This is a genomic window from Chloroflexota bacterium (assembly GCA_034717495.1).
Lineage (GTDB): Bacteria > Chloroflexota > Anaerolineae > JAAEKA01 > JAAEKA01 > JAYELL01.
Genome location: JAYELL010000084.1, coordinates 22,499 through 44,909, shown reverse-complemented (window position 1 = coordinate 44,909; position 22,411 = coordinate 22,499). Strand labels below are relative to the sequence as shown.

The following is a 22,411-nucleotide window of genomic DNA, read 5'->3' as shown; positions in this document are numbered from 1 at the left end:
AATGCGATATCATTATACTACACTCTCCGTCTGGTTGAAACGGGAATTGGGCAGTTGCTCTTGACCTATGGTAATATCGAATCACCGATCGAAATTCCCAAACATTCATACACAACAGGAGGAAAGCTATGACGATTGCAAAGATTATCGAGTTGGTGGGTAGTTCGGACGAAGGTTGGGAAGATGCGGCCAGGAACGCTTTGACTGGTGCCCACAAGACCTTGCACGGGATATCCGGTATCGAGGTCGTGGGTTGGACTGCTTCTGTCGAAGATGGCGAAATCACCAGGTATCGCGCTACGGTGAAGGTCGCGTTCAGGGTAGACTGAGATCACAATAACCCAGGGGAGGTAACCTTATCGTGTTTACACTGGCGGTTGCCTCCTGGCAATAATCCCATCGTGCCTCGCTACCCGACGGCAACCAGAAGACGACGGACGGCGGACCGCAGACGGCGATCGTTGGTCGGCAGAACTGTGTAGTATCAATTCTTTAGAGCCATTTCCTTAACGAAGGCGGCTCGGAGGGTCATTGTAACACGTTGCATGTTTGCGGGCCAAAGGAAGCCTCTCGCCAATTGCCTGGAATTCCACGATTTTGCCCAAAATCAGTCAGGTACAGGCAATTTGACGCTCCTGTCAAGTGGTGCTATAATTTTCTTGCTCAGGTTCCTGGCAGTGCCATTGATCATATTATCTGATTGTCTGGCCTGCCCTGTCCTCTTGATCCTACACAAGGGGTCGTCTGTCGACAGCAATGATCCGCGTCATAGCGCGTAACCTCTAAACGTTCCTCACCAGCCTTTATTGATAGAGCGATCTTTATGGTCGACTTCCGCAGTTATCTCCGTCAGGAAATTCCATGCTGGGCTATCATGGCTTTTGATGAGGAGCCTTGAAGGCAGCCAGCCTGGCTGCAAGTTGTATCTTTCCACCGAAGTTTTTCCCGAAGCGCCAAGACATAGACGCTGGTAGACCAAGGGTGGTCTGCCGGCAATGTGGCACTATCAACGCTTTTTCCGGTCATTGGCCGTCAGGTGAACTGACTGGTGGGATCGCTGTGCGGTTTTGGGATCGGGAGCGGGAATCTTTCTGTTGCATGTTTTCGCACAGACACCGCCTTATGGCTTATGGCGCGGTATTCTGACTATGCGATCGCATTCGCAGGCCCAGCGGAAAACCGGTTTGTCTGACTACCAAATCAGATGACTCAGGAGAAAATTACGTGAACATAGCTGAACTTGAAAACAAAAACCTGGAGGAGCTCCAGAGCCTTGCCAAGGATTTGGAGATTCCCAGATACTCACGCCTGAAAAAGGGTGATCTGATCATGCAGCTTCTGCGCGCTAACGCAGAGGCTCAGGGATACATCTTTGGGGGTGGTGTACTGGAGGTTGTCCAGGATGGCATCGGCTTTCTGCGCTCTGACCATCTCTTGCCCGGACGGGAGGATGTATACGTTTCTCAGAGCCAGATCAGGCGATTTGGCCTCCGCACTGGCGACCTGGTCGTGGGTCAGGTTCGCCCTCCTAAGGATACCGAAAAGTACTACGGACTGCTCAAGGTTGAAACGGTTAACGGTCTTGACCCCGAAGAGGCCAAGATGCGCCCCACTTTTGAGCGCCTGGTTCCCATTTTTCCGGATGAACGGATAGTACTGTCGAGCGAGCCGAGAATTCTATCGACTCGGATGCTCGATCTGATCGCGCCTATTGGTCGCGGGCAACGTGGCCTGATCGTTTCGCCGCCAAAGGCAGGCAAAACCACTATTCTTAAAGAGATCGCCAATGGCATGACCGCCAACTACGACGATCTGCATATGATGGTTGTGCTGATTGGCGAGCGCCCTGAGGAAGTAACCGATATGGATCGGTCGGTCCAGGCAGAAGTGATCAGCTCGACCTTCGACGATCCGGTTCAAAGTCACGTCAGGGTGGCAGAGATGGCTTTGGCCCGCGCCAAACGACTCGTCGAAGGGGGCAGGGATGTGGTGATCTTGCTTGACTCGATCACGCGCCTTTCACGGGCCTATAACCTGGTAGTTCCACCCAGTGGACGCACCCTTTCGGGTGGTCTTGATCCTGCCGCTCTTTATCCGCCCAAACACTTCTTCGGAGCAGCACGTAATATCGAGCATGGTGGCAGTTTGACCATTGTCGCTACTGCCCTGGTGGATACGGGCAGTCGCATGGACGATGTGATTTATGAGGAGTTCAAGGGAACGGGAAACATGGAGTTGCATCTAAGCCGTCGACTTGCGGAACGGCGCATATTCCCAGCCTTTGATATCGAACGCTCCAGTACCCGACGGGAAGAACTGCTGTTGGATGAACAGACCCTCCAGCGAGTTTGGACGTTGCGGCGCATGATCGACGCGCTCGGCGGTGGTATGGATGCTCTCCAACCTGTGCTTGAGCGGGTCGTTCGCACACAAAATAATGAAGAGTTCCTCTCGACCCTCCACCTGTCGATGTAGACGCGGTGACTATGCCAGAATCCACTGACGAAGACAACGCCGATCTTCAGAGCGATAGCTTGCCAGCCCAACAAGAGGAAATGCCGTCTGGGGAGCCACAGGGAAGCGGTGCGATTCCTGCGGCGTTGCAGCGCCTTGGCGCACAGTCTGTCCGCGCCTGGCGATCGTTGCTAACAGACCAGGTGACGCCGGTTCGTCTGGCTTCTCATGTGGCGCTTCTGATGGTTGCGGGATTGGTTCTGTTGTTTGCACAGATCGATTTTCCTCGATGGGAGGTCGTTCGCTCTGAGCCTGCCTCGCCGGATCGGGTTGAGAGGCAGCCAGCACCAGCCCTTGTTCAGGCGCCGGTCGGAGGTAGCCTTCTGGAAGAAAGCGGTGCTTTGCTCAGGGCACCGGTCCCCTTCACTGAGATCCCTGACCGCCCTCGGTTGGAGGTTGTTTCCTACACCGTACAGATCGATGATACGGTGCTGGGTATTGCCAGGCAGTTTGGTTTGAATCCCAACACCGTGGTTTGGAGTAATCACGACGACCTGAGTAAACCCTTCGTGATGGCCGTGGGCCAGATGCTGGATATTCCTCCGGTTGATGGGGTGTTGCACACCGTCGAAGATGGCGATACGGTTGAGGCTGTGGCGACGGAATATGACACGGAACCTGAAAAGATCGTTGCCTGGGCTCCAAATCAGGTGGCTGCTATTAACAGTCCCTTGACCGCTGGTCAGATTTTGGTGGTGCCCGGCGGCGACCGAACGCTACCAGAACCGCCAGCCAGCCAGGGGCCTCTGGCACCCTGGCGCGCTCAGGATTTCGTCTGGCCAGCCTATGGACGCCTGACCCAGGTTTTCTGGCTGCCTGCTCACCCTGCTATTGACATCGGGTCTCCACTGGGCACGCCAGTACGGGCTGCGGACGCTGGCCGGGTCGTGGTTACCGTCTGGAGCTCCGAGGGTTACGGGAATCACGTAGTCATCAGCCATCCTGATGGGTATCGGACGCTTTACGCCCACCTGGATTCCATCAATATCTCAGTGGGTGAAAATGTAGCCAGAGCTGAACTGATTGGAACGGTCGGCTCCACCGGGCGTTCGACCGGGCCCCATCTTCATTTTGAAGTCTCTTTTTCCGGTCGCAGGTACAATCCCATGCTATATCTACCCTGAGTCGTGTCGCGGTCAAATCAACCGAAGTCGGAATCGGAATCAAAGAAAAACCCTCGATGTCAACGGCATTGAGGGTCTTTTGCGGCAGGAAGTTTGTTGGAAGTGGAAAAAAGGGGAAGCAGACTTCTCCAAAGTCGAGTAAATCATACCAGAGCGACGTTTTTTCTGTATTGGCAGAAAAGGGTTGCCATGCGCCTGAATTTATGGTAAACTTGTGATCGTCAGTGTGCAATCGGCTGCACTGTCGACGACGTTGAAGACCATCGAATTTCTTGGCCTCGTCCCCAGTATCGGTTCCACAGATGCTTACGAAGGTCAATGAAAGTTGAAAAAGGGGCTTTTTTCCCAATCCGGGACGTTTCACCGAAACTTATCTCCGCTTTTTTCGTCCCAAACATTAGAGGAGTCGCCACCATTTGATAGAAACCGGGCCTGGGGTAGAAGTTGCAGACTGATCTGCAGAAATGCCAACTCGTTTGGCACTGCGCCAAAGCTCTGGTCTCTTATGATTGGTTGTTTAAACGATGTCAGTTTTGGTTGGGATCTCGTTAGGAAACAACCGAAAGATCATCTGCCGTGGCAGTTGTCCTGAAACTCATCCGTTTCCACACAGTAAGGGAGAAAGGAATATCATCTCATGGACAGACAATCTTCGGGATCACCAATAGCGATTCCTGGCGCATCAAGATCGGTTACTCATTATGGGAGTAAGCTGGTAAATGCGTTTGTGATCTTATCGTTGATCTTTTCCCTGATGGCAGTGTTACCTGCTGCTGTATCGGCTCAGGCAGATGCTGAACCCCTTATCATAACAATGGCGCCCAGGCAGACCGTGGAGGTGCCGGTTTATGGCCTCTGTATGCATCGCGGCAAACCGTTTCCCGGATCGACACTCGAACCGGCTGAACTCGTGCCCGATGAGGTTCGAGTTGCGATCAGCCATAGCGTCGGGCAAGGCTTCACCCAGGATGATTACTGGGAACCACAGCTGGCCGTCTGGTCTCTGATTGACGATCTGGAACCAGAAGCTCCCGATGGCCTGGCCCGCCAGATTGTCGATTATGCGACCAGTGGCGTCGCACCAACCGATGCCGATCTGGAGATTCCATCGTTGATAGAAGCAATGGAATCGGGTATCATTTCCGTCGCGTTGACCGACTGTCTCAATATCTCAGATCCAGAATATCTGGGCAAGGGCACTCTTGTCATCACTAACCTGACCGACTCAGAGCAGGTGGTCTACATGCCCTATGGCGTTCGTTTCGTTGACCCGGTCAATGCGGACGTGCAGGATATGGCTGTCTTCCCGGCAGGCCCTGTATATTCACAGGAGCAGCCTGTTACAGAGTGCACCACCTGTCCTCCAGGCCCTGCCGGTCCGACCGGTCCTGTTGGTCCCCAGGGCGAAGTTGGTTCGCAGGGCGAGCCTGGCCCGATGGGTGCCACCGGCGCTACTGGTCCCCAGGGCGAACCTGGTCCCGCCGGTCCTGTTGGACCCGAGGGTGAAGCCGGTCTCCAGGGCGAGCCTGGCCCCGCCGGTCCTTCCGGACCCCAGGGTGAAGCCGGTTCGCAGGGCGAGCCTGGCCCCGCCGGTCCTTCCGGACCCCAGGGTGAAGCCGGTTCGCAGGGCGAGTCTGGCCCGATGGGTGCCACCGGCGCTGTTGGTCCACAGGGCGAGCCTGGTCCTGCCGGTCCTTCCGGACCCCAGGGTGAAGCCGGTTCACAGGGCGAGTCTGGTCCGATGGGTGCCACCGGCGCTGTTGGTCCCCAGGGCGAGCCTGGTCCCGCCGGTCCCCATGGAAAAACCGGACCCCAGGGCAAAGTTGGTTCGCAGGGCGAGCCTGGTCCCGCCGGTCCTCCTGGCCCGCAGGGTGAAGTTGGTCCCTTGGGCGTACCCGGCCCGATGGGTGCTGCTGGTTCACAGGGCGAGCCTGGTCCTGCCGGACCTCCCGGCCCGCAGGGTGAAGTTGGTCCCTTGGGCGTACCCGGCCCGATGGGTGCTGCTGGTTCACAGGGCGAGCCTGGTCCTGCCGGTCCCTCTGGTCCACAAGGTGAAGAAGGCTTGAATTGCTGGGATCTCAATGGCAATGGTCTCGCCGATCCGGAGGAAGATGTCAACGAGGATGGCGAATTCGATAGCTGGGACTGTTCTGGTCCTTCCGGCCCACAAGGTGAGGTAGGCCCGCAAGGTGAGCCTGGCCCGATGGGTGCCACCGGTGCTACTGGTTCACAGGGCGAAGTTGGCCCACAAGGCGAGCCTGGTGCCGTCGGTCCCCATGGAAAAACCGGACCTCAAGGCAAAGTTGGTCCTCTGGGCGAACCCGGTCCCGCCGGACCACCTGGTCCGCAAGGTGAAGTTGGCTCCCAGGGCGAGCCTGGCCCGATGGGTGCCACCGGTGCTAATGGTTCACAGGGCAAAGTTGGCCTGCAGGGCGAGTCTGGTCCCCAGGGTGAGCCTGGCCCGATGGGCGTTAAGGGTCATACAGGACCTGTTGGCTCCCAAGGTGAACCTGGACCTGCCGGACCTCCTGGACCACAAGGTGAAGCAGGCCCACATGGCGGGCCAGGTCCCGTCGGTCCGCTTGGCCCCAAAGGTGAGGTTGGTCCCCAGGGCGAGTCTGGCCCAATGGGTGCTACCGGTGCTAATGGGCCTGTCGGTCCCCAGGGTGAACCTGGACCTGCCGGACCTCCTGGACCACAAGGACCTGTTGGTCTGAGTTGTTGGGACCTCAACGGTGATGGCATCGCCGACAAGAATGAAGATGTCAACGCCGACGGTGAATATGATATCTGGGATTGCGCTGGTCCCGTGGGAGCAACTGGCGCTCACGGTTCTGTGGGTCCTGCTGGTCCTGCCGGACCTCATGGTCCTCAAGGCGAAGTTGGTTCTCAGGGTGAACCTGGGCCGACGGGCGCCACCGGCCATACTGGACCTGTAGGTCCCGAGGGTGAACCTGGCCCTGCCGGACCTCCTGGACCACAGGGTGAGCCAGGCCCGATGGGCGTCAAGGGTCATACAGGACCTGTCGGACCTCCTGGACAACAAGGCGAAACCGGCCTCCAGGGTGAGCCCGGAAAGACAGGCGCCACCGGCCATACTGGACCTGTTGGTCCTGAGGGTGAGCCTGGAAAGACGGGTGCCACCGGTCACGCTGGACCTGTTGGTCCTGAGGGTGAACCTGGCCCTGCCGGACCTCCCGGACCGCAAGGTGAAGTTGGCCCGCATGGTGATCCTGGCCCGATGGGCATTAAGGGTCACACAGGGCCTGTCGGTCCCCAGGGTGAACCTGGTCCTGCCGGACCTCCCGGCCCGCAAGGTGAAGTTGGCCCGCATGGTGGGCCTGGTCCCGTCGGTCCGCTTGGCCCTCAAGGCGAAGTCGGTTCCCAGGGCGAGTCTGGCCCGATGGGTGCTACTGGGCCTGTCGGTTCCCAGGGTAAGCCTGGACCTGCCGGACCTCCCGGACCGCAAGGACCTGTTGGCTTGAGTTGCTGGGACCTTGATGGTGACGGCATCGCCGACAAGAATGAAGATGTCAACGCCGACGGTGAATATGATATCTGGGACTGCGCTGGTCCCCGGGGAGCAACTGGCCCGCAGGGTCCCGTAGGCCCTGTTGGACCTGTTGGCCCGCAGGGTGAGCCCGGAAAGATGGGCGCCACCGGCCATACCGGACCTGTTGGCTCGCAAGGTGAAACTGGACCGATGGGCGCCACCGGTCATACTGGACCTGTTGGTCCTGAGGGTGACACTGGCCCCATTGGAGCTACTGGCCCGCAGGGTGAGCCTGGTCCCATGGGCGCCACCGGCCATACCGGACCTGTTGGTCCCCAGGGTGACACTGGCCCCACTGGAGCTACTGGCCCGCAGGGTGAGCCCGGAAAGATGGGCGCCACCGGCCATACCGGACCTGTTGGTCCCCAGGGTGACACTGGCCCCATTGGAGCTACTGGCCCGCAGGGTGAGCCTGGTCCCATGGGCGCCACCGGCCATACTGGACCTGTTGGCCCCCAGGGTGACACTGGCCCCACTGGAGCTACTGGACCGCAAGGACCTGTTGGCCTGAGTTGCTGGGATCTTGATGGTGACGGCGTCGGCGACGAGAATGAAGATGTCAATGCCGACGGTGAACATGATATCTGGGACTGCGCTGGTCCCCGGGGAGCAACTGGCCCTCAGGGTCCCGTAGGACCTGTTGGCCCTCAGGGTGAGCTTGGTCCCATGGGCGCCACCGGTCATACTGGACCTGTTGGACCGCAAGGTGAGCCCGGCTCCACTGGAGCTACTGGCCCGCAAGGTGAAGCTGGTCCCCAGGGCTTCCAGGGTTGGCCCGGCCCAAGCGGCAAGCCTGGAGCAACTGGCCCTCAGGGTGAACCCGGACCAATGGGTGCCACCGGCCATACAGGACCTGTTGGACCGCAAGGTGAGTCTGGTCCTGCCGGCGCTCCCGGTCCCCAGGGTATTTCTGGTATCCTGGGAATTGTCACTGTACATGAGTCGAGTGAAGTCGACTGTGAGCCCACAAAAACTGCTGAAGCTGTCTGTCCCAGTGGGTACCTGCTTATCGGCGGCGGTGCTAACATCGATGGCCCCGACTCCGATGATTGGCTACTGACGCTTCAGGACAGTTATCCTGTGTCCGATACGTCCTGGTACGTAAGTGCTGATGCCTGGTACACTCGCATTCAGCGGGCGGGCGCTTGTGGCTGCGACTGTGACGGTTGGGCTGTGACAGCCTATGCAATCTGTGCTGATGTCCCATAGATATGTAACGTTCAGATAACTATGACAGGGCAGGCAGCTGGAAGGCCGTCTGCCCTGGAGAAAAGAGAAGCCCCTGAGTGTAGCCCGAGCTGCGGGACACTTCAGGGGCGTTTGTTTTCACTACCGCCATGTTCAGAAATGGCAGAAATAAAAACTCGCACACCGGAGTTTGCCGGTGTGCGAGTCCATTCATGCGGGGCCTCTTCGAGTGCCGAATGTGGCTCCCTTAAGACTTTATGTCGTCATCCTCGGAGTTTTCATCATCTTCAACATCGATTTCGATGATCGTTGCGACCGGTTCTACCTCAACCGAGACGATTTCATCGTCGATTGTTATCTCGATTTCGACGATCTCTGCGGCTCGCAGCAGCTCGACATCGACTTCGCTTGCCTCGGCCAGCACGGCGGCCTCCGCAATCCACTCGCCAAAGTCAGGATGCTGCATCTTCGGTGCCCGGACTATCTCGGCCAATTGTTCCTCTGTTGCATTGGCGAGATGTTCAAAGGTGCATATACCAGCTTCGTAAAGACGCTGTTCGAACTTATCGCCGATACCGGAAATGGCGTCGAAGTCATCGACTCGTCGCCCTTCCCAGATATGGCCAACCGTGTCCGTCTCCCTGGCCAGTTGGTCGGCGCTGAAGCGGATTGCCGTAAAGTCAAACTGCTCAGCCTGCGTATCACTTAGCTGTAAGATCGCTGCCAATTCCTGGTCGGGAACATGGGCCAGCTCCCAGAAGGTACCGACGCCGGCGTTGTAGAGAAGTTGCTGGCGTTTAGTGCCAATATTCTGTACCAGTGTCAGTTGTTGGAGTTTGCCCGTAAAGAGGGGATCCAAACCTGCGACCAGCGCTGCACTGGCGGCACTCGTCTTGACCGGTGGCAAATCGGCGAGGGAGGCTGCTACGCTGGCAGCCCTTTCGTAAGGCTCAGATTCTATTGCCTTCGTTTGAAACTCGGTTAACTCGGCAGTCAAGCGTTCCACATCGCCGGTGCATTCCGCCAGGCTTTCCTCTGTGCCAACCTTCTCGGCGGTGAGGCCGTCAAGCTGTTCCTGAAGGGAAGCGAGTTGGGTAGTCGCTTCGTTCAATTCATCCGACTGCTTCTTGTTGCTGGCCAGGGCAGCAGCTATCCCCGTAGATAGCAGAACCGTTTTGGGCAGATCGGAATCCTCGGCCTCAGCCAACGCGTCCTCGGGGATGATCGTTTGAAGCGATTCTTCCAGGCTGTCGATCTCGGCATTCAACTTGTCCAACTCGGCGCTTTGTTCCCCGAGTTGGGCCTGAAGTTCAGCCTTTTCCTCGACCGCGCTGTCCAGTTGGGATTGCAGCTCAGCAATTGCATCCTGCTTCTCCTGAAGGGCAGCTTCCGCTCCTGCCTTCTGATCGGCCAGCTGGGTTTCCAGTTCCGTCTTTTCAGCAGTGTAGCCGTCCAGCTGGGCCTGAAGGTCTGCCATAGCTGCATCCTTCTCCTGGATACTATCCTGGAGAAGGGCCAGTTCGATGGTCAGAGAGTCCAGTTGTTCGCTCAGGGAGGTAACCTGAGCGCTGGCCTCGGCCAGCTCAGAGGAACGCTTTTGATTGGCAGCCAGGGCAGCCGTAGTGCCCGTAGCCAACACAGCGGTTCTGCTTGGAGCTGCTGTTTCGGCCTCTTCACCAACCTCATCCTCGGCAGGGAAAGCATCCTCGGGCAGAATGGCCTGCAGCTCTTCCTGGAAGCTGTCGATCTGGTTGCCCAGATCGTTTAACTCAGCTTCTCGCTCGTCAAGCTCTGCTTCCAGTTGAGCCTTCTCTGAAAGCGCGCTATCCAGCTGACTCTGCAGGTCTACTTCGCCTGCTTCCTTTTCCTGGAGATTTCCTTCCAGTTCAGCCGTTCTGGCAGTCAGGGCCTGCAGTTGGTCCGACTGGTCAGCAATCTGCTGTTTGGCCTCATCCAGATCGCCGAGTTCAGCTTCCCGCTCGTCGAGCTGGGTTTTGACGGCGGATTTTTCCAAAAGAAGGTCGTCCAGCTGGGCCTGCAGGTCGGCAACAGCAGCGTCCTTTTCCTGCAGACCGGCCTCGAGTTCGTCGATGCTCTTCTGGTTGGCAGCCAGGGCGGCGGCAAGGCCAGCAGCCACAGCTGTGGTCTTGGATGGCGGACTCGGTTCGACCTCGTCCATTTCCTCGCCATCACCTTCCGTTATTATCTCTTCAACCTCACCTTCTTCCGCTGCTGGCTCCTCAGCTTCATCTTCCACGACGAAGGCATCTTCAGGCAGCACCGCGCGCAACTGTTGCTCGAAGCTATCAAATTGGCTATTCAACGCATCCAGTTCAGCTTCCCGCTCGTCGAGCTGGAGCTGAATCTGCTCTTTCTCCAAGAGTGTTGCATCCAATTGGGTTTGAAGGGTCGCCACGTCTGTCTGGGTGGCCTCGATCTGTGCGCTGGCGTTTTCCAGTTCAACTACCTTCTCCTGGCATCTGGAAACGGCCTCCGACACAGTCGCGGCCAACACAGTAACGCCGGCAAGCTCCGCTGGTGCCTCTGCTTCATCGCTGACCGGTTCCGCACTTCTCGTATCCTCGACATCGTCCTCGGTGATCTGCTCGGGCTCAAGGGTTTCGTCGGCCACGATTTCTCGAAGCTGCTCATTCAGGCTATCGAGCCGGCTGTTGATTTCCACCAGCTTTGCCTCACGCGCATCCAGCTGTTCCAGTACCTGATTCTTTTCGGAGACAGCGGCCTCCAGATCAGCCTGTAGGTGATTGACCTGGCCTGATAGCGTCTCAGCTTCAGTTTCGGCTTTGGTTTCGGCTTCGCCGAGATCAGCCGCCTGGATTTCCAGATCGTGGACTTTGTGTTCCCGTTCGCTCAGCATCAACTCGATAGCGGCTCGTTCAGCCTCGGCCTGTTCCACCTGGGCACGAAGCGCAGCATAGTCAGGAAAGTCGGTGCCGGCCTTGGCCGCCTCCACGATCTCTGGCGGCAAGGCTAAAACAAGCTCCCGTAGCGCCTCGTTCTCCTCGTTACACCTATCCAGGGCGACCGAAAGGTCCGCACCGACCGATGTCAACACGCTTAAGCTCTTGCGCATCGTCGTGCGGTCGACAATGACGTCGGAGGCTTTGGAGCGTAGATCGCTGTTCTTGATTTCTGGGGGAGTTTCCATGGCTGTCCTCACTCCGAGGTGCTGGGGTTGCCTGTTAGCATCTCAAGTTCGCTGGTCAAGGCGGCGATGCGTACATTGGCGTCTGCTAGCTCATCTTCCTTCATGCGCAACATGGTGGAGGTGAGCAGTGCCAGTTCACCAGCCACTTCGCCCCGAGCGTTCTCCAGATTGGACTCCAAATCGGCATTGAGGCTTGTCAGGACGGATACGTTGCTGCGTAGTTCTCTCAATTCGCTCTCGGTGCTTGCCAGGAGGCGTTGTTGCTCCATCACCTCGCGCTGGAGATTGGCGGCACGCAGGTATGCTTCGTTGAGAGCAATCTCCTTGTTGTCCAGGGTTTCCTTGCTGACAACATTTTCTTCCCTGCATAGTGCCAGTTCGACCGACGTTTCCTCCAGATTGGCCTTGAGGGTTTCTGTCTCGGCCAGCGTTTCTGCTATCTGATCGTCGATCGTCGATCGTTCCCCTTCCATCGCGTCCTGCTGGGAAATAAGCAGAACAGAGTTGTCCTGCAACTCGCTGTACTGGGACCTCAGGTTCGCGGCTTCTGCCTGGACCTCTTCATGTTCTACCGTCAACGATTGCATGTCTCTCTGGGTGGCCACGAGCTCGGCCCGTGCTTCCGACGCCGTGATTTCTGCGTCGTTTACGTTGCCTTCAAGGACCTTGGCCTGGCGCTGGGCTTCGGAAAGGTCTTTTTCAGCGTTGCGTAGCTTGCTGTTGAGCGAACTCACCTGGGCCTCCAGGTCGCTGACGCGGCCGCGGTAAGAAAGCCAGGTGAACAACCAACCCAGGATCAGGCCGATCACTCCACCGATGAGAAGGGGCTGCCAGTTCATGGCTAGCCAGCTCTGAGAATCCATTTCTGCCTCCTGTGCAATTTCGATTCAGTTAAGGTAGGAAAAAGGAAAACTACAACCCGGCGATCGCAACTGAGGGACGCGATACGATCGGGTTATAACCGACATCTAGCTTGAGCACCCGGGGCCCAAGCGCCTATAGGCCATATTATACCATAGACTGTGCGATTTGGAGTATTCGAAAATCATTGATCGGTGCACAATCTGAAACAGGTGCCACGCGCCAGGTCAATCTGGAAAGACCTCGCCCACGACAAGGGTTTTGAACAGGTGCTGCAGAAGAATCTTCGATGTGTTGACGATCAAAACTGATGCTTTGATGGTTTCCGTGTCGCCATAGGCTACTGTCCGTAGACATTGGTGTAACGGTCGTGCAGCCTGGCGACATCCTTAGGCGCTATTTCTCTGACCTGACCCAATTGCATGGCCAACCAGACTGCTTTGGCAACATCTTCGGTCATCACAGCAGCTTTGACCGCTGATTCAGCAGTTTTTCCGATAGTGAAGACACCATGTTGCTGCAATAAAACAGCCTGGGATGTGCCAATGTTGTCGAGAACCTGCCTGCCGATATCCTCACTACCGATCAAGGCAAATCCAGCACAGGGAATCGGCCCGCCAAACTCGTCGGCAATGGCAGTCAGGCAACATGGGATCGGTTTGCCTACAGCGGCGAAAGCGGTAGCGTAGGGGGAGTGGGTGTGAACCACCCCGTTGACGTCTGGACGGTGGCGATAGATATACAGATGGCTCGCCGTGTCGGAAGAAGGTTTCAGCCTGCCTTCGATCACATCACCCTCCAGGTCAAGGACAACGTGATCTTGCGGCTGCAAGTGTTCGTATCGGATACCGCTGGGCTTGATCACCACGAAACCAGACTCCGGGTCCCGGGCGCTGACATTGCCACCAGTCCACTTCACCAGGTCGTTTTTGGGAAGTTCAAGGTGCAATTGATACAGTTCTTCTTTGAGTTGATCGAGCATGTCTCTCCTTACATTTGTTGCAAAGGGCGCCACAGGGAGGCCAATGGCGACCAGGTATCACCCATTTTACTTCAGACCGGCCAAGCTTTCAAATCCATTTTCTCCGAGCCTAATCCCCGCAATTCACCTTTCCGTCCGTTGCGTGTATCATGGGTGTCATGAGTCGCATCACTGTGGCACTTGTTGCGCTGCTGATCTTCGTCGCCAGCCTTCTTTTGCGCTTGCCCCATCTGGATGGTTTTCTGACCCCGGATGAGTCGGTGTGGTCTGTGCACTCGGCAATATTTCTCCAGGCTATGGAAGATCAGGATTGGGCCGCGACCAACGTTAGCGGTCATCCTGGTGTCACCACCAGTTGGGCGGGCATGGCTGGTCTGGTCGCAAAAGGGCTCATTGCCCCGCCAGCCGGAGCGGATACTTTGCGAGATGCAGCCCAGATGCTGCTGGACGATCCCGTGCGCCTCGATTTTCTTCCGTGGCTACGCCTGCCGGTGGCCCTGTTAACCTCGCTGGGGGTTGTTCTCATCTATCTGCTTTCGCGCAAGCTCATGCGCGAGTGGGTAGCTATTCTGGCTGCTGCGTTCATCGTATTTGACCCTTTTCTTCTGAGCCACGGCCGGGTGCTGCAGATGGATGCCTTGTTGACTACCTTCATGACAATCGCGTGGGTGGCCCTGCTGGTGGCAACACGAACAGGCAAACGCCGCTATCACCTGTTCAGTGGCTTGGCTATGGGATTGGCAATTCTGACCAAGTCACCGGCGCTGGTGCTGGGTCCTCTGATGCTGGGTTGGATCCTCTTTTGGCGCAGCCGATCCAAACAGCCGGCAACAACCTGGTTGGGCGAGGCTGCTATTGACCTGGTGGCAGTGGGGCTGCCCACACTCCTTGTCATCATTGCGGGTTGGCCATCGTTGTGGATAGCGCCGCTGGCAACCACCGACCGTGTGGTATCGCTGATGACCACCTATGGTGGTGTTGGCCACGAACTGGGGAACTTCTGGTTGGGCCAACCGGTGGCAGACCCCGGCTATCTTTTCTATCCAGCCGCGCTCTTGCTGCGAACAACTGTGGTCACTGCCATTGGTCTGCTACTCGCTCTGGTGGTGGGCGTGATTGGATGGTTGCGCCCGGGATCTGGCGAGGCTGCGGATTCCATATCCCCCGATCAGAGCCGCGGGATGCAGGGTTTCGAGAGGACCACAATGGCCGGGCTTGCACTGTATGTGCTCTGGTTCGGCACCATACTTAGCTTTGGCGACAAAAAATTCGATCGCTATCTATTGCCCGTTTTCCCATCGTTGGATATTTTGGCGGCCTGGGGAGGGACCGCCGCGATTGTCTGGCTGATGCGACTCTTTCCGACAAAGTCGGGTGAGAAGGGCCGACCAGCCAATTTCAACAATGGACACTGTTGGCTGGCGGTGGCGTTGGGAGTCGCTCTGATAGCAGGCCAGGCCTGGTCGGCCCTGGTAAATCTGCCCACTTACCTGACTGCTTACAATCCGCTGGTCGGCGGTATCCGCACAGCCGAAAAAACCATGGTGGTCGGCTGGGGCGAGGGCCTGGAGGAGGCGGCCGATTTCCTGAATCAACAGGATAACGCTGCAGATAAACGGGTGGCTTCCTGGTATGGACGCAATGTGTTCGGCGCCTTTTTCGATGGCGAGAGCTATGACTCGTACTACGATCTGCCCACGGCGGCAGATCTGTACGCCAAAGATGTAGATTTCGTGGTCACCTACGTCAATCAGATGCAACGCGACAGGCTCGATGGCAGCGTTTTGGCGCTGTTGGGAAAGCCGATCATGACCAGCTCAAACGGAAGCGTACCATTGGCGGAGGTCTATTCCTGGCCCAAACCATTCGAGCACACGACCGTGCGCGAATTGGCACCTGGCCTGACCCTCACCGGCTGGACCGTTGGGGAGCATGATCCGGCATCGGGTCTGCCGGTGACTCTTTTCTGGGACGCCGGGCATCTGTCGCGAGGCGCTGCCGGGTTGCCTTCAATCTCGATCTGGATGAAGGATGTGGCGGGTGATGTCTGGGCCACGGCTGTCGCGCCCGCGCTTGATGAAAAGAGTGCCATTGTGAGCGGCTGGTTGGAACAACCGGCGATCGCTCAAACATTGATGCTTCATCCCCCGGTTGGATTGCTGGCTGGCAGGTATCGGTTGGAGATAGCGCCTGTGGCGGGAGAGCCCTTTGCGCTTGACACGGTTGACATTCTGCCTGCCCGCCGGCATCAAGTCACCGACCTGGAGATCGATCCCCCGGGCGAAACGATTCTCTTCGGCGATGCTGTGCGATTCCTGGGCCATCGCATGGATGTTGAGGGAGATCATTTCGATCTGGAACTGCTCTGGCAGAACCTGGGGTCGCCGCCCGAGGGCATCAAGTATTTTGTGCACGTGGTGGATGAAAACGATACGATTGTGTCCCAGCGGGACGGCATACTGGGCGCCATGCCCAATCAGGTTGAAGCTGTTTGGCCGACCGATACGCTTCTTCGGCACAGGATACGACTTCCCCTTCTTCCGGGCGATGAGACATCTTCTGTCTACCGCGTCTTCGTCGGCGCCTACCTGCCCGATGGTCAGCGGCTTCCCCTCAGTGTGGCAGGCCAGCTGGTGCCCGACGAGCGCCTTCTTCTGGCGAGTCTGGGCGAATAAGGACGCATACGATATGATGACTCGAAGGTCTGAGGAATGATGATAGGCCGCAAAGTTCTCCTTGCTGATGCAGGGATCAATTTGATGCCGGGCCTACTCTTGAGCCTGTCGACACCATGATGTGACATGACGAACGAAAAAAACGAGAAGACTTTGGATTTCAACAGGCGCTGGTTGCCGCTGCTTGTCCTTTTTCTCTTCTGGGCAGCAGCTTTCGGCCTTGCCTATACCCAATGGCCCCTCTTTTCTGGAAACCAGAACACCAAGTTCCTTCACGGTTTGGCCGGCGCAGGCTTCGGTTACCTGGGTGAGGATTGGCTGGCCAACACCCTGGATCCCCTTCCAGCATTCAGCTGGTTGGTGCGTCTGACCAGTAGCATCCTGCCTCTCTTCATTTTTTACCTCTACCACGCGCTGCTTCTGGGTGTCTACCTGGCCAGCATCGCCGGCATCGCTGGCGAGGTCTTCCCGTTGAAGCAGACGCGTGCCGGGTTGATCCTCTTCGCTGTCGTGATCATTGCCCTGCATGCCAGGCTGCTGCCTCCCTTTTCCTATGAGGTACTGGATATCACTGAGGTAAAGGATGCTACCTTGGGATGGCTTCTGCACGCGGGAGTAGCCGGCCAATATCTGTTAAATCCCATTTTTCAGCCCAGTACCTTTGGGGTATTGCTTGTCGCCTCTATCTATCTCTTTCTGATTGGCCGCAGCTATTGGGCAGTCGTGCTGGCAGCCCTGGCGAGCGTGTTTCATTCAGCATATCTCCCCACATCGGCGACGCTGACCCTCTCTTATATGCTCATCATCCTGGTTGATGGCTGGCGTGCGGGGCGCGGGCTGCGGAATGCAATACGCCCCGCCTTGATCACTGGCCTGCTCTCTCTGGCGGTGGTGGCACCCGCCGTGATCTACAGCAGTGTGCTCTTCGCGCCGACGTCTCCGAAGGTGTGGCAGCAGGCCCAGGACATCATCGTCAACTTCCGCATCCCTCATCATTCCCTGCCAGCCATTTGGTTCGACAATACCGTGCTGGTCAAATTGGCTGTCGTGGTCGTTGCATTGGTGCTGGTGCGTCGCTCTCGTCTTTTTCCCATCATGCTGCTGGCCTCTTCGGTTGCCGTTCTGGGCACGGTGGCGCAGGTGTTGACCGGAAGCGATAGCCTGGCCTTCATCGCTCCCTGGCGAATCTCGGCCCTGTTGGTACCTCTCTCCAGTGCGATGATCGTGGCGTGGTTGATAGCTATCCTCTTCCAGCGCTTTCCGAGGTTCGTGGCACGTTTTGAGTGGATAATCATCGCGCTTAGCTTGCTGTGGCTGGTTTTGCTGGTGTACCGGGGCAGCGTGGCCACGCGCGACGGTTTCCAGGAGCGCCGCGCGAATGTTCGAATCCCCATGTTGGAATACGTGCATAGCACGAGGGCCCCGGGTCAGCTTTACCTGACCCCAACGAATATCATGGAGTTCCGGCTGGAGACCGGAGCGCCTCAGTTCATTACCTGGAAATCCCATCCCTACAAGGATGTAGAAGTTGTCGAATGGCAGAAGCGGATTGTTTCCGCCGACGACTTCTACCAGCAGCCGAGTTGCGAAAAGCTTGGTGATCTGGCCGGGCGCCACGGGATCACCCATGTGGTTCTTGAACATAGCCAGGTCCCGGACGGATGTCCCGGTCTGATTGAACTGTTTCGGGATGAGCACTATCGTGTTGCCCTTGTTGAGGGAACCGAGCAATAGGTCCGGTCAGGGTAGAATGATGACCGGAGAGGATTGAAGCAAACAGGATGAAGCGCCGTTTTGAGGTCGATCCCGCAGTGGCCCGTGCTGTAGTGTGGTTGCTGATTCTGACTTATAGCGCATTGTTCATCTGGTTGTCGGTAACCCGACATCAGTCGCATCACAGTCAGGCCTACGATCTGGGAAATGTGAACCAGGCTTTCTGGAACACGGTGCGTGGTCGTCCACTTTTTTTCACCAACTGGCGGGGCGTTGAACTGTCTCTGGCTACTGACAGTCGGCTCGCTATGCATGTCGAGCCGATCTACTTCCTCATTGCGCCCATCTATGCACTGTGGCAGAAGCCGGAGACCCTGCTGGTTCTTCAGACGGTGATCCTTGCCCTGGGGGCCTGGCCTGTCTATTGGCTTGCCCGTGATCATCTCGAAAGCCGGGTCGCTGGCATCGCCTTTGCGGCCGTCTATCTGCTCTTTCCCGGACTGCAGGCAGCCAATCTCTGGGAATTCCATGCCGTGGCATTGGCTGCTCCACTGCTGCTCTTTGCCTTCTATTACGGCCAGGCGGGCCGTTGGTGGCTGTTATGGGTGTTCGCCATACTCGCCATGGCCACCAAGGAGGAGATTCCCCTCACAGTCTTTGTAATTGGCCTCTTTTTCATCATCCAGGGCATGCGGCAAAGCAGTCTTTCTGGATCCTCCGCTCAAATTGATTCCGAATCCTCCCAGCGGTCGTTTCTTGCGATGCTCGCGGCGCGCCATGGCCTGGCCCTATCGATGGTGGCAATCATCTGGTTTTTCGCGGCAGTCTTCGTGATCATTCCTTCATTTGAAGGAGGTGGTTCACCCTATCTGAGTTACTTTCAACACTTGATCAGCGATACCCCGAGCGAAGCAGCTGGGTCAGGTTCAATTGAGGGGCTCCTGGCAAAGGCGTTTTCCGCACGCAACATCGACTACCTGATCGATCTCTACACGCCGGTTGCCTTTCTTTCCTTCCTTAACCCCCTGACCATGGCCTTTTCCTTTCCCGACCTGGCGATCAACCTGTTGAGCGACCACGAGCCGATGCATTTCGTGCAAAAGTATCACTACACGGCCCCTCTGGTGCCCGGTGTGATGATTTCAGCTATTTTGGGAACTGCCTGGCTGGCGGGGATGGCGGCAAAACGGTCAAGACTTTCAAAGCGCTCAGTGGCGTTGCTCTTGGTCTTTGTCGTGTTGGTATCGACGGCCTATTACCAATATTATCACGGCTATACACCGTTGGCTCGGGCGTTTGAACCCTATCAGGTTACCGAGCACGATCGATTGGGCAACAGGATTGCTAATGAGATACCGGTCGATGTAGCGGTGTCGGCCGAGCGCTATTTGAATCCTCAGGTGAGCGGCCGTGAAACCCTGTTTCGTTATCCTTACATCGACGGTGCCGATGTCATATTTGTGGATCTGGCCGACTTCGAAAATGTTGGCGGAGGCCTGTATGGAATAACCAGAAAGATTCTCAACGGCGATGAGTTCGGTCTGGTGCATGCGGAGGATGGGTATTTGTTACTGGAAAGAGGGAAATCTTCCGATCTCAACCTGACCGATGACTTCTTTGGCTTCGCCCGGATCCCGTTGGATGACCGGGGGAACCCCCAGGTGCAGCCTGAGTATCCTGTAGACATCGTCTTCGGCGATGTGTTGCGCCTGATCGGATTCGATGTCAGTGCCGCTCGGCGTACTGAGATGCCCCAGACCCCGCTCCAGTTCGATCTCTATTGGCAAACGCTGGAACCGTTGGAGGAGAACTATCAAATCGCGCTCTACCTGCTGGATGCGAACGGGGAGGTCGTGGGCGGACCTGATTATCGTTGGGAACCAGGCCTCCAGTTCTGGTATCCTACATCGAGATGGCCGGTAACCGATACAGTCACCGTACCGATGCGGAACATGCCCTGGTGGACGGCACAATACGACGAATACAGCGTGGCTGTGGCTGTCTTAACGGATAAGGAAGCATGGGATGTGAGTGCGCGTCTGAAAGCGGAGATCCTTGACGAACCCACCGCCCGTTACCGGCTTGCCGACGAAGATACTCTGGTGGAATTGATGAGCTTTCGAACTGATGTCGGTGAAATGCCTGTGCCCATTGAGCCAGCGAGCGAATTCGAGCTGCCCCGAGGTATTTACTCCACCGAGCGTGATTGGATCAACGGAATACAGTTGCTCGGATACGACATCAGCCCGCGCAGGATACGTTCAGGCGAAGGTCTGGAGGTTACCCTTTACTGGCGAACTCAGCAAGAGATCGATACCGATTACACCGTCTTCGTTCACGTGGTCGACGACCAGGGCAGGTTGGTGGGGCAGCATGATGCCCCACCAGACATGGCCGGCTATCCCACCTCTCGGTGGCGGGTTGCTGACATCGTCCCTGACAGACATCGCCTGTCGATCCCGCCCGACGCTCCTTCTGGTGATTACACAATTCATTTGGGCCTCTATCGGCCCTCCACCGGGGAACGGCTGCTGTTGGATGATGGGTCCGATGCTCTGTTACTGCCGGTTCTTGGTCTGGATGGGCTCTTTTAAGCTGTGCAAGTTGTGAGGCACCTTCCGCGCTTCGGTGGATTCTGGTATTCCTCTTCACTTTGCAGTACACTACAAGCATGACTCCCGATGATAAGCCGGGGCGCCTGCCCATTAGTCGAAAACACATCCGTGGCGTCGTTCAGGTGGCGATCAGCATTGCTTTCCTGACTATTGTCCTGCGCCAGATTGGGTGGCACGAGTTAAAAGATGCGTTATCCCGCATGGATCTGGCATGGCTCGGCGTCGCATTCGCGCTGTTTCTGTTGGGTGTCGTCGTTCGAGCCGCCCGATGGCAGGTCCTGTTGAACGATCTGGGGGTACACCGCCCTCTCAATGAGTTGACGATGTGGTATTTCGTGGGAGGATTCTTCAACGTCATCTTGCCGACCGGCTTCGGGGGAGACGCAGTGCGGGTTGTGGAGCTTTCCCAGGATACCCACCAGCCCGGACCGGTATTGAACAGCGTGCTGGTCGATCGTTATATGGGGTTGATGGTGTTACTGGCAATGGGCTTGACCGCGGGTCTGTTGCAGCCAGCCGTCGCTCCGCCCCAGGTACTGATTGTAATTGGCACCCTGTTTTTCGGCGGCCTGGTGGCAGCCTGGGCTCTAACTCGCCCCTGGTGGCAGCGTTGGCAGGAGCGAGAGGATCTCTTTGGTCGGGTCGTACAAAAGTCGGGGCTTCCGACCATCTCCTCTGCCCTGACGCACTACACGCCGGCCGGCATTGCTAAGGTCCTGCTGATTTCCCTGGTTTTTAACCTGCTTCTGATCGGCTGGAACATGGCCATCGCGCAGGGATTGGACCTGCATCTGTCGCTGACGGCCTACCTGGTTTTTGTGCCGTTGACCTCCGTAGCGCTGTTGCTGCCAGCATTTGGTGGCCTTGGCGTGCGCGAGTTGACCTATGTTGCCTTGCTTAGCAGTATCGGCGTACCCAAATCGAGTGCCCTGGCCCTTTCCCTGGGCGTCTACGTCATCACCGTAGGCACCGGGTTGATAGGCGGGATTCTCTACCTGACCCAAGGACTGCGGCGGGTTCGAGGAACGACGTAAAAAACAAGATGAATCCGGAACTCTCAATCGTAATTCCCCTTTACAATGAAGCGGATAATGTCCAGCCTCTGTATGACGAGTTGACCGCGGCCTTGACCCAAATCGGCCGGCCCTACGAGGTGATCGTGATCGATGATGGCAGCACTGACAACAGTTTTTCGCTGCTACGGGATATTCATGAGCGCGATCCTCGCTGGCAAATCATACGCTTTCGCCGCAATTTTGGACAATCAGCCGGTTTCGCTGCCGGTTTCGACGCCGCGCGAGGGGACATCGTCATCACCAGCGATGCCGATCTTCAGAACGATCCACAAGACATTTCCAAGCTGCTGGACAAGATGGCTGAAGGCTATGATATCGTCAGCGGTTGGCGCGTTGACCGAAAAGAACCCTTTCTGACCCGCCGCCTGCCTTCCATCATCGCAAACCGGATGATCTCCGATGCAACGGACGTCGTTTTGCACGACTACGGCTGCTCCCTGAAGGCTTACAGCAACGAGGTAGTCAAGGGCATCAACCTGTACGGCGAATTGCACCGTTTTATCCCGGCGCTGGCCAGTTGGATGGGCGTGGTGGTGGCCGAAGTACCGGTGAACGACCGCGCCCGGCTTCACGGGACAAGCAAGTACGGTATCAGCCGTACCTTTCGGGTCTTCCTCGACCTGATCGCTGTGCGCTTCTTCCTGGGTTACTCCACCAGGCCGTTGCATGTTTTTGGCGGCCTGGGCTTGATATCCTTCGGTCTGGGGTTTCTGATAGGGCTGTACCTGACATTCGCCAAGTTTGCACTGGAGCAGGACATTGGCGACCGTCCCCTCCTGCTACTGGCGGTAATGTTGGTGATCCTGGGTGTGCAGATGGTCAGCATGGGGCTGTTGGCCGAGATGATCACGCGCACCTACTTCGAGTCCCAGGACAAACCTATCTACGTTGTTCGCGAGCGCCTGGGACCGGAGCCCGAGGCCTCGACGTAACCTGAAAAA

Annotated in this window: 12 protein-coding genes; 9 read left to right on the top strand and 3 right to left on the bottom strand. The window is 57.1% G+C overall.

The annotated features are described in order from the left end of the window. Positions 1–128 precede the first annotated feature (128 nt). The 4 genes from U9R25_15560 (at position 129) to U9R25_15545 (ending at position 8,400) form a co-directional block, all read left to right on the top strand. Positions 129–329, top strand: a complete 201-nt coding sequence (locus U9R25_15560; protein ID MEA3337315.1) for a dodecin family protein — start codon at positions 129–131, stop codon at positions 327–329. Positions 330–1,224: 895 nt separating this feature from the next. Then, the gene (gene rho / locus U9R25_15555) at positions 1,225–2,475 is read left to right on the top strand and encodes a transcription termination factor Rho (GenBank protein ID MEA3337314.1); all 1,251 of its coding nucleotides are present in this window, start codon (positions 1,225–1,227) and stop codon (positions 2,473–2,475) included. Between the two features lie 11 nt (positions 2,476–2,486). Beyond that, positions 2,487–3,638 (top strand): M23 family metallopeptidase, encoded by a 1,152-nt coding sequence (locus U9R25_15550; GenBank protein ID MEA3337313.1) that lies wholly within the window; start codon positions 2,487–2,489, stop codon positions 3,636–3,638. A gap of 637 nt (positions 3,639–4,275) precedes the next feature. After that, on the top strand, positions 4,276–8,400 hold the full coding sequence (locus U9R25_15545) for a collagen-like protein (protein MEA3337312.1): 4,125 nt from the start codon (positions 4,276–4,278) through the stop codon (positions 8,398–8,400). Between the two features lie 226 nt (positions 8,401–8,626). On the opposite strand, the gene U9R25_15540 is transcribed toward U9R25_15545, so the two are convergent. The 3 genes from U9R25_15540 to U9R25_15530 form a co-directional block, all read right to left on the bottom strand. Further along, complete coding sequence (locus U9R25_15540; protein ID MEA3337311.1) at positions 8,627–11,548, bottom strand: helix-hairpin-helix domain-containing protein; 2,922 nt, start codon at positions 11,546–11,548, stop codon at positions 8,627–8,629. A gap of 8 nt (positions 11,549–11,556) precedes the next feature. Beyond that, positions 11,557–12,411, bottom strand: coding sequence for a hypothetical protein (locus U9R25_15535; GenBank protein MEA3337310.1), 855 nt, complete (start codon positions 12,409–12,411; stop codon positions 11,557–11,559). A 338-nt stretch (positions 12,412–12,749) separates the two neighbouring features. Next, positions 12,750–13,391 (bottom strand): L-ribulose-5-phosphate 4-epimerase, encoded by a 642-nt coding sequence (locus tag U9R25_15530; protein ID MEA3337309.1) that lies wholly within the window; start codon positions 13,389–13,391, stop codon positions 12,750–12,752. A 158-nt stretch (positions 13,392–13,549) separates the two neighbouring features. Between U9R25_15530 and U9R25_15525 the strand changes: the two genes are divergently transcribed. The 5 genes from U9R25_15525 (at position 13,550) to U9R25_15505 (ending at position 22,402) form a co-directional block, all read left to right on the top strand. After that, the gene (locus U9R25_15525; protein ID MEA3337308.1) at positions 13,550–16,066 is read left to right on the top strand and encodes a glycosyltransferase family 39 protein; all 2,517 of its coding nucleotides are present in this window, start codon (positions 13,550–13,552) and stop codon (positions 16,064–16,066) included. 126 nt (positions 16,067–16,192) lie between these two features. Then, positions 16,193–17,800 carry a DUF6798 domain-containing protein gene (locus U9R25_15520; GenBank protein ID MEA3337307.1) on the top strand — a complete coding sequence of 536 codons (1,608 nt, stop codon included), beginning with the start codon at positions 16,193–16,195 and terminating at the stop codon, positions 17,798–17,800. A 47-nt stretch (positions 17,801–17,847) separates the two neighbouring features. Beyond that, the gene (locus U9R25_15515) at positions 17,848–20,373 is read left to right on the top strand and encodes a DUF2079 domain-containing protein (GenBank protein ID MEA3337306.1); all 2,526 of its coding nucleotides are present in this window, start codon (positions 17,848–17,850) and stop codon (positions 20,371–20,373) included. A gap of 77 nt (positions 20,374–20,450) precedes the next feature. Then, on the top strand, positions 20,451–21,428 hold the full coding sequence (locus U9R25_15510) for a lysylphosphatidylglycerol synthase transmembrane domain-containing protein (protein ID MEA3337305.1): 978 nt from the start codon (positions 20,451–20,453) through the stop codon (positions 21,426–21,428). Positions 21,429–21,436: 8 nt separating this feature from the next. Further along, a complete protein-coding gene (locus tag U9R25_15505; GenBank protein ID MEA3337304.1) occupies positions 21,437–22,402 on the top strand; it encodes a glycosyltransferase family 2 protein in 966 nt (321 codons plus the stop codon). Positions 22,403–22,411: the final 9 nt, after the last annotated feature.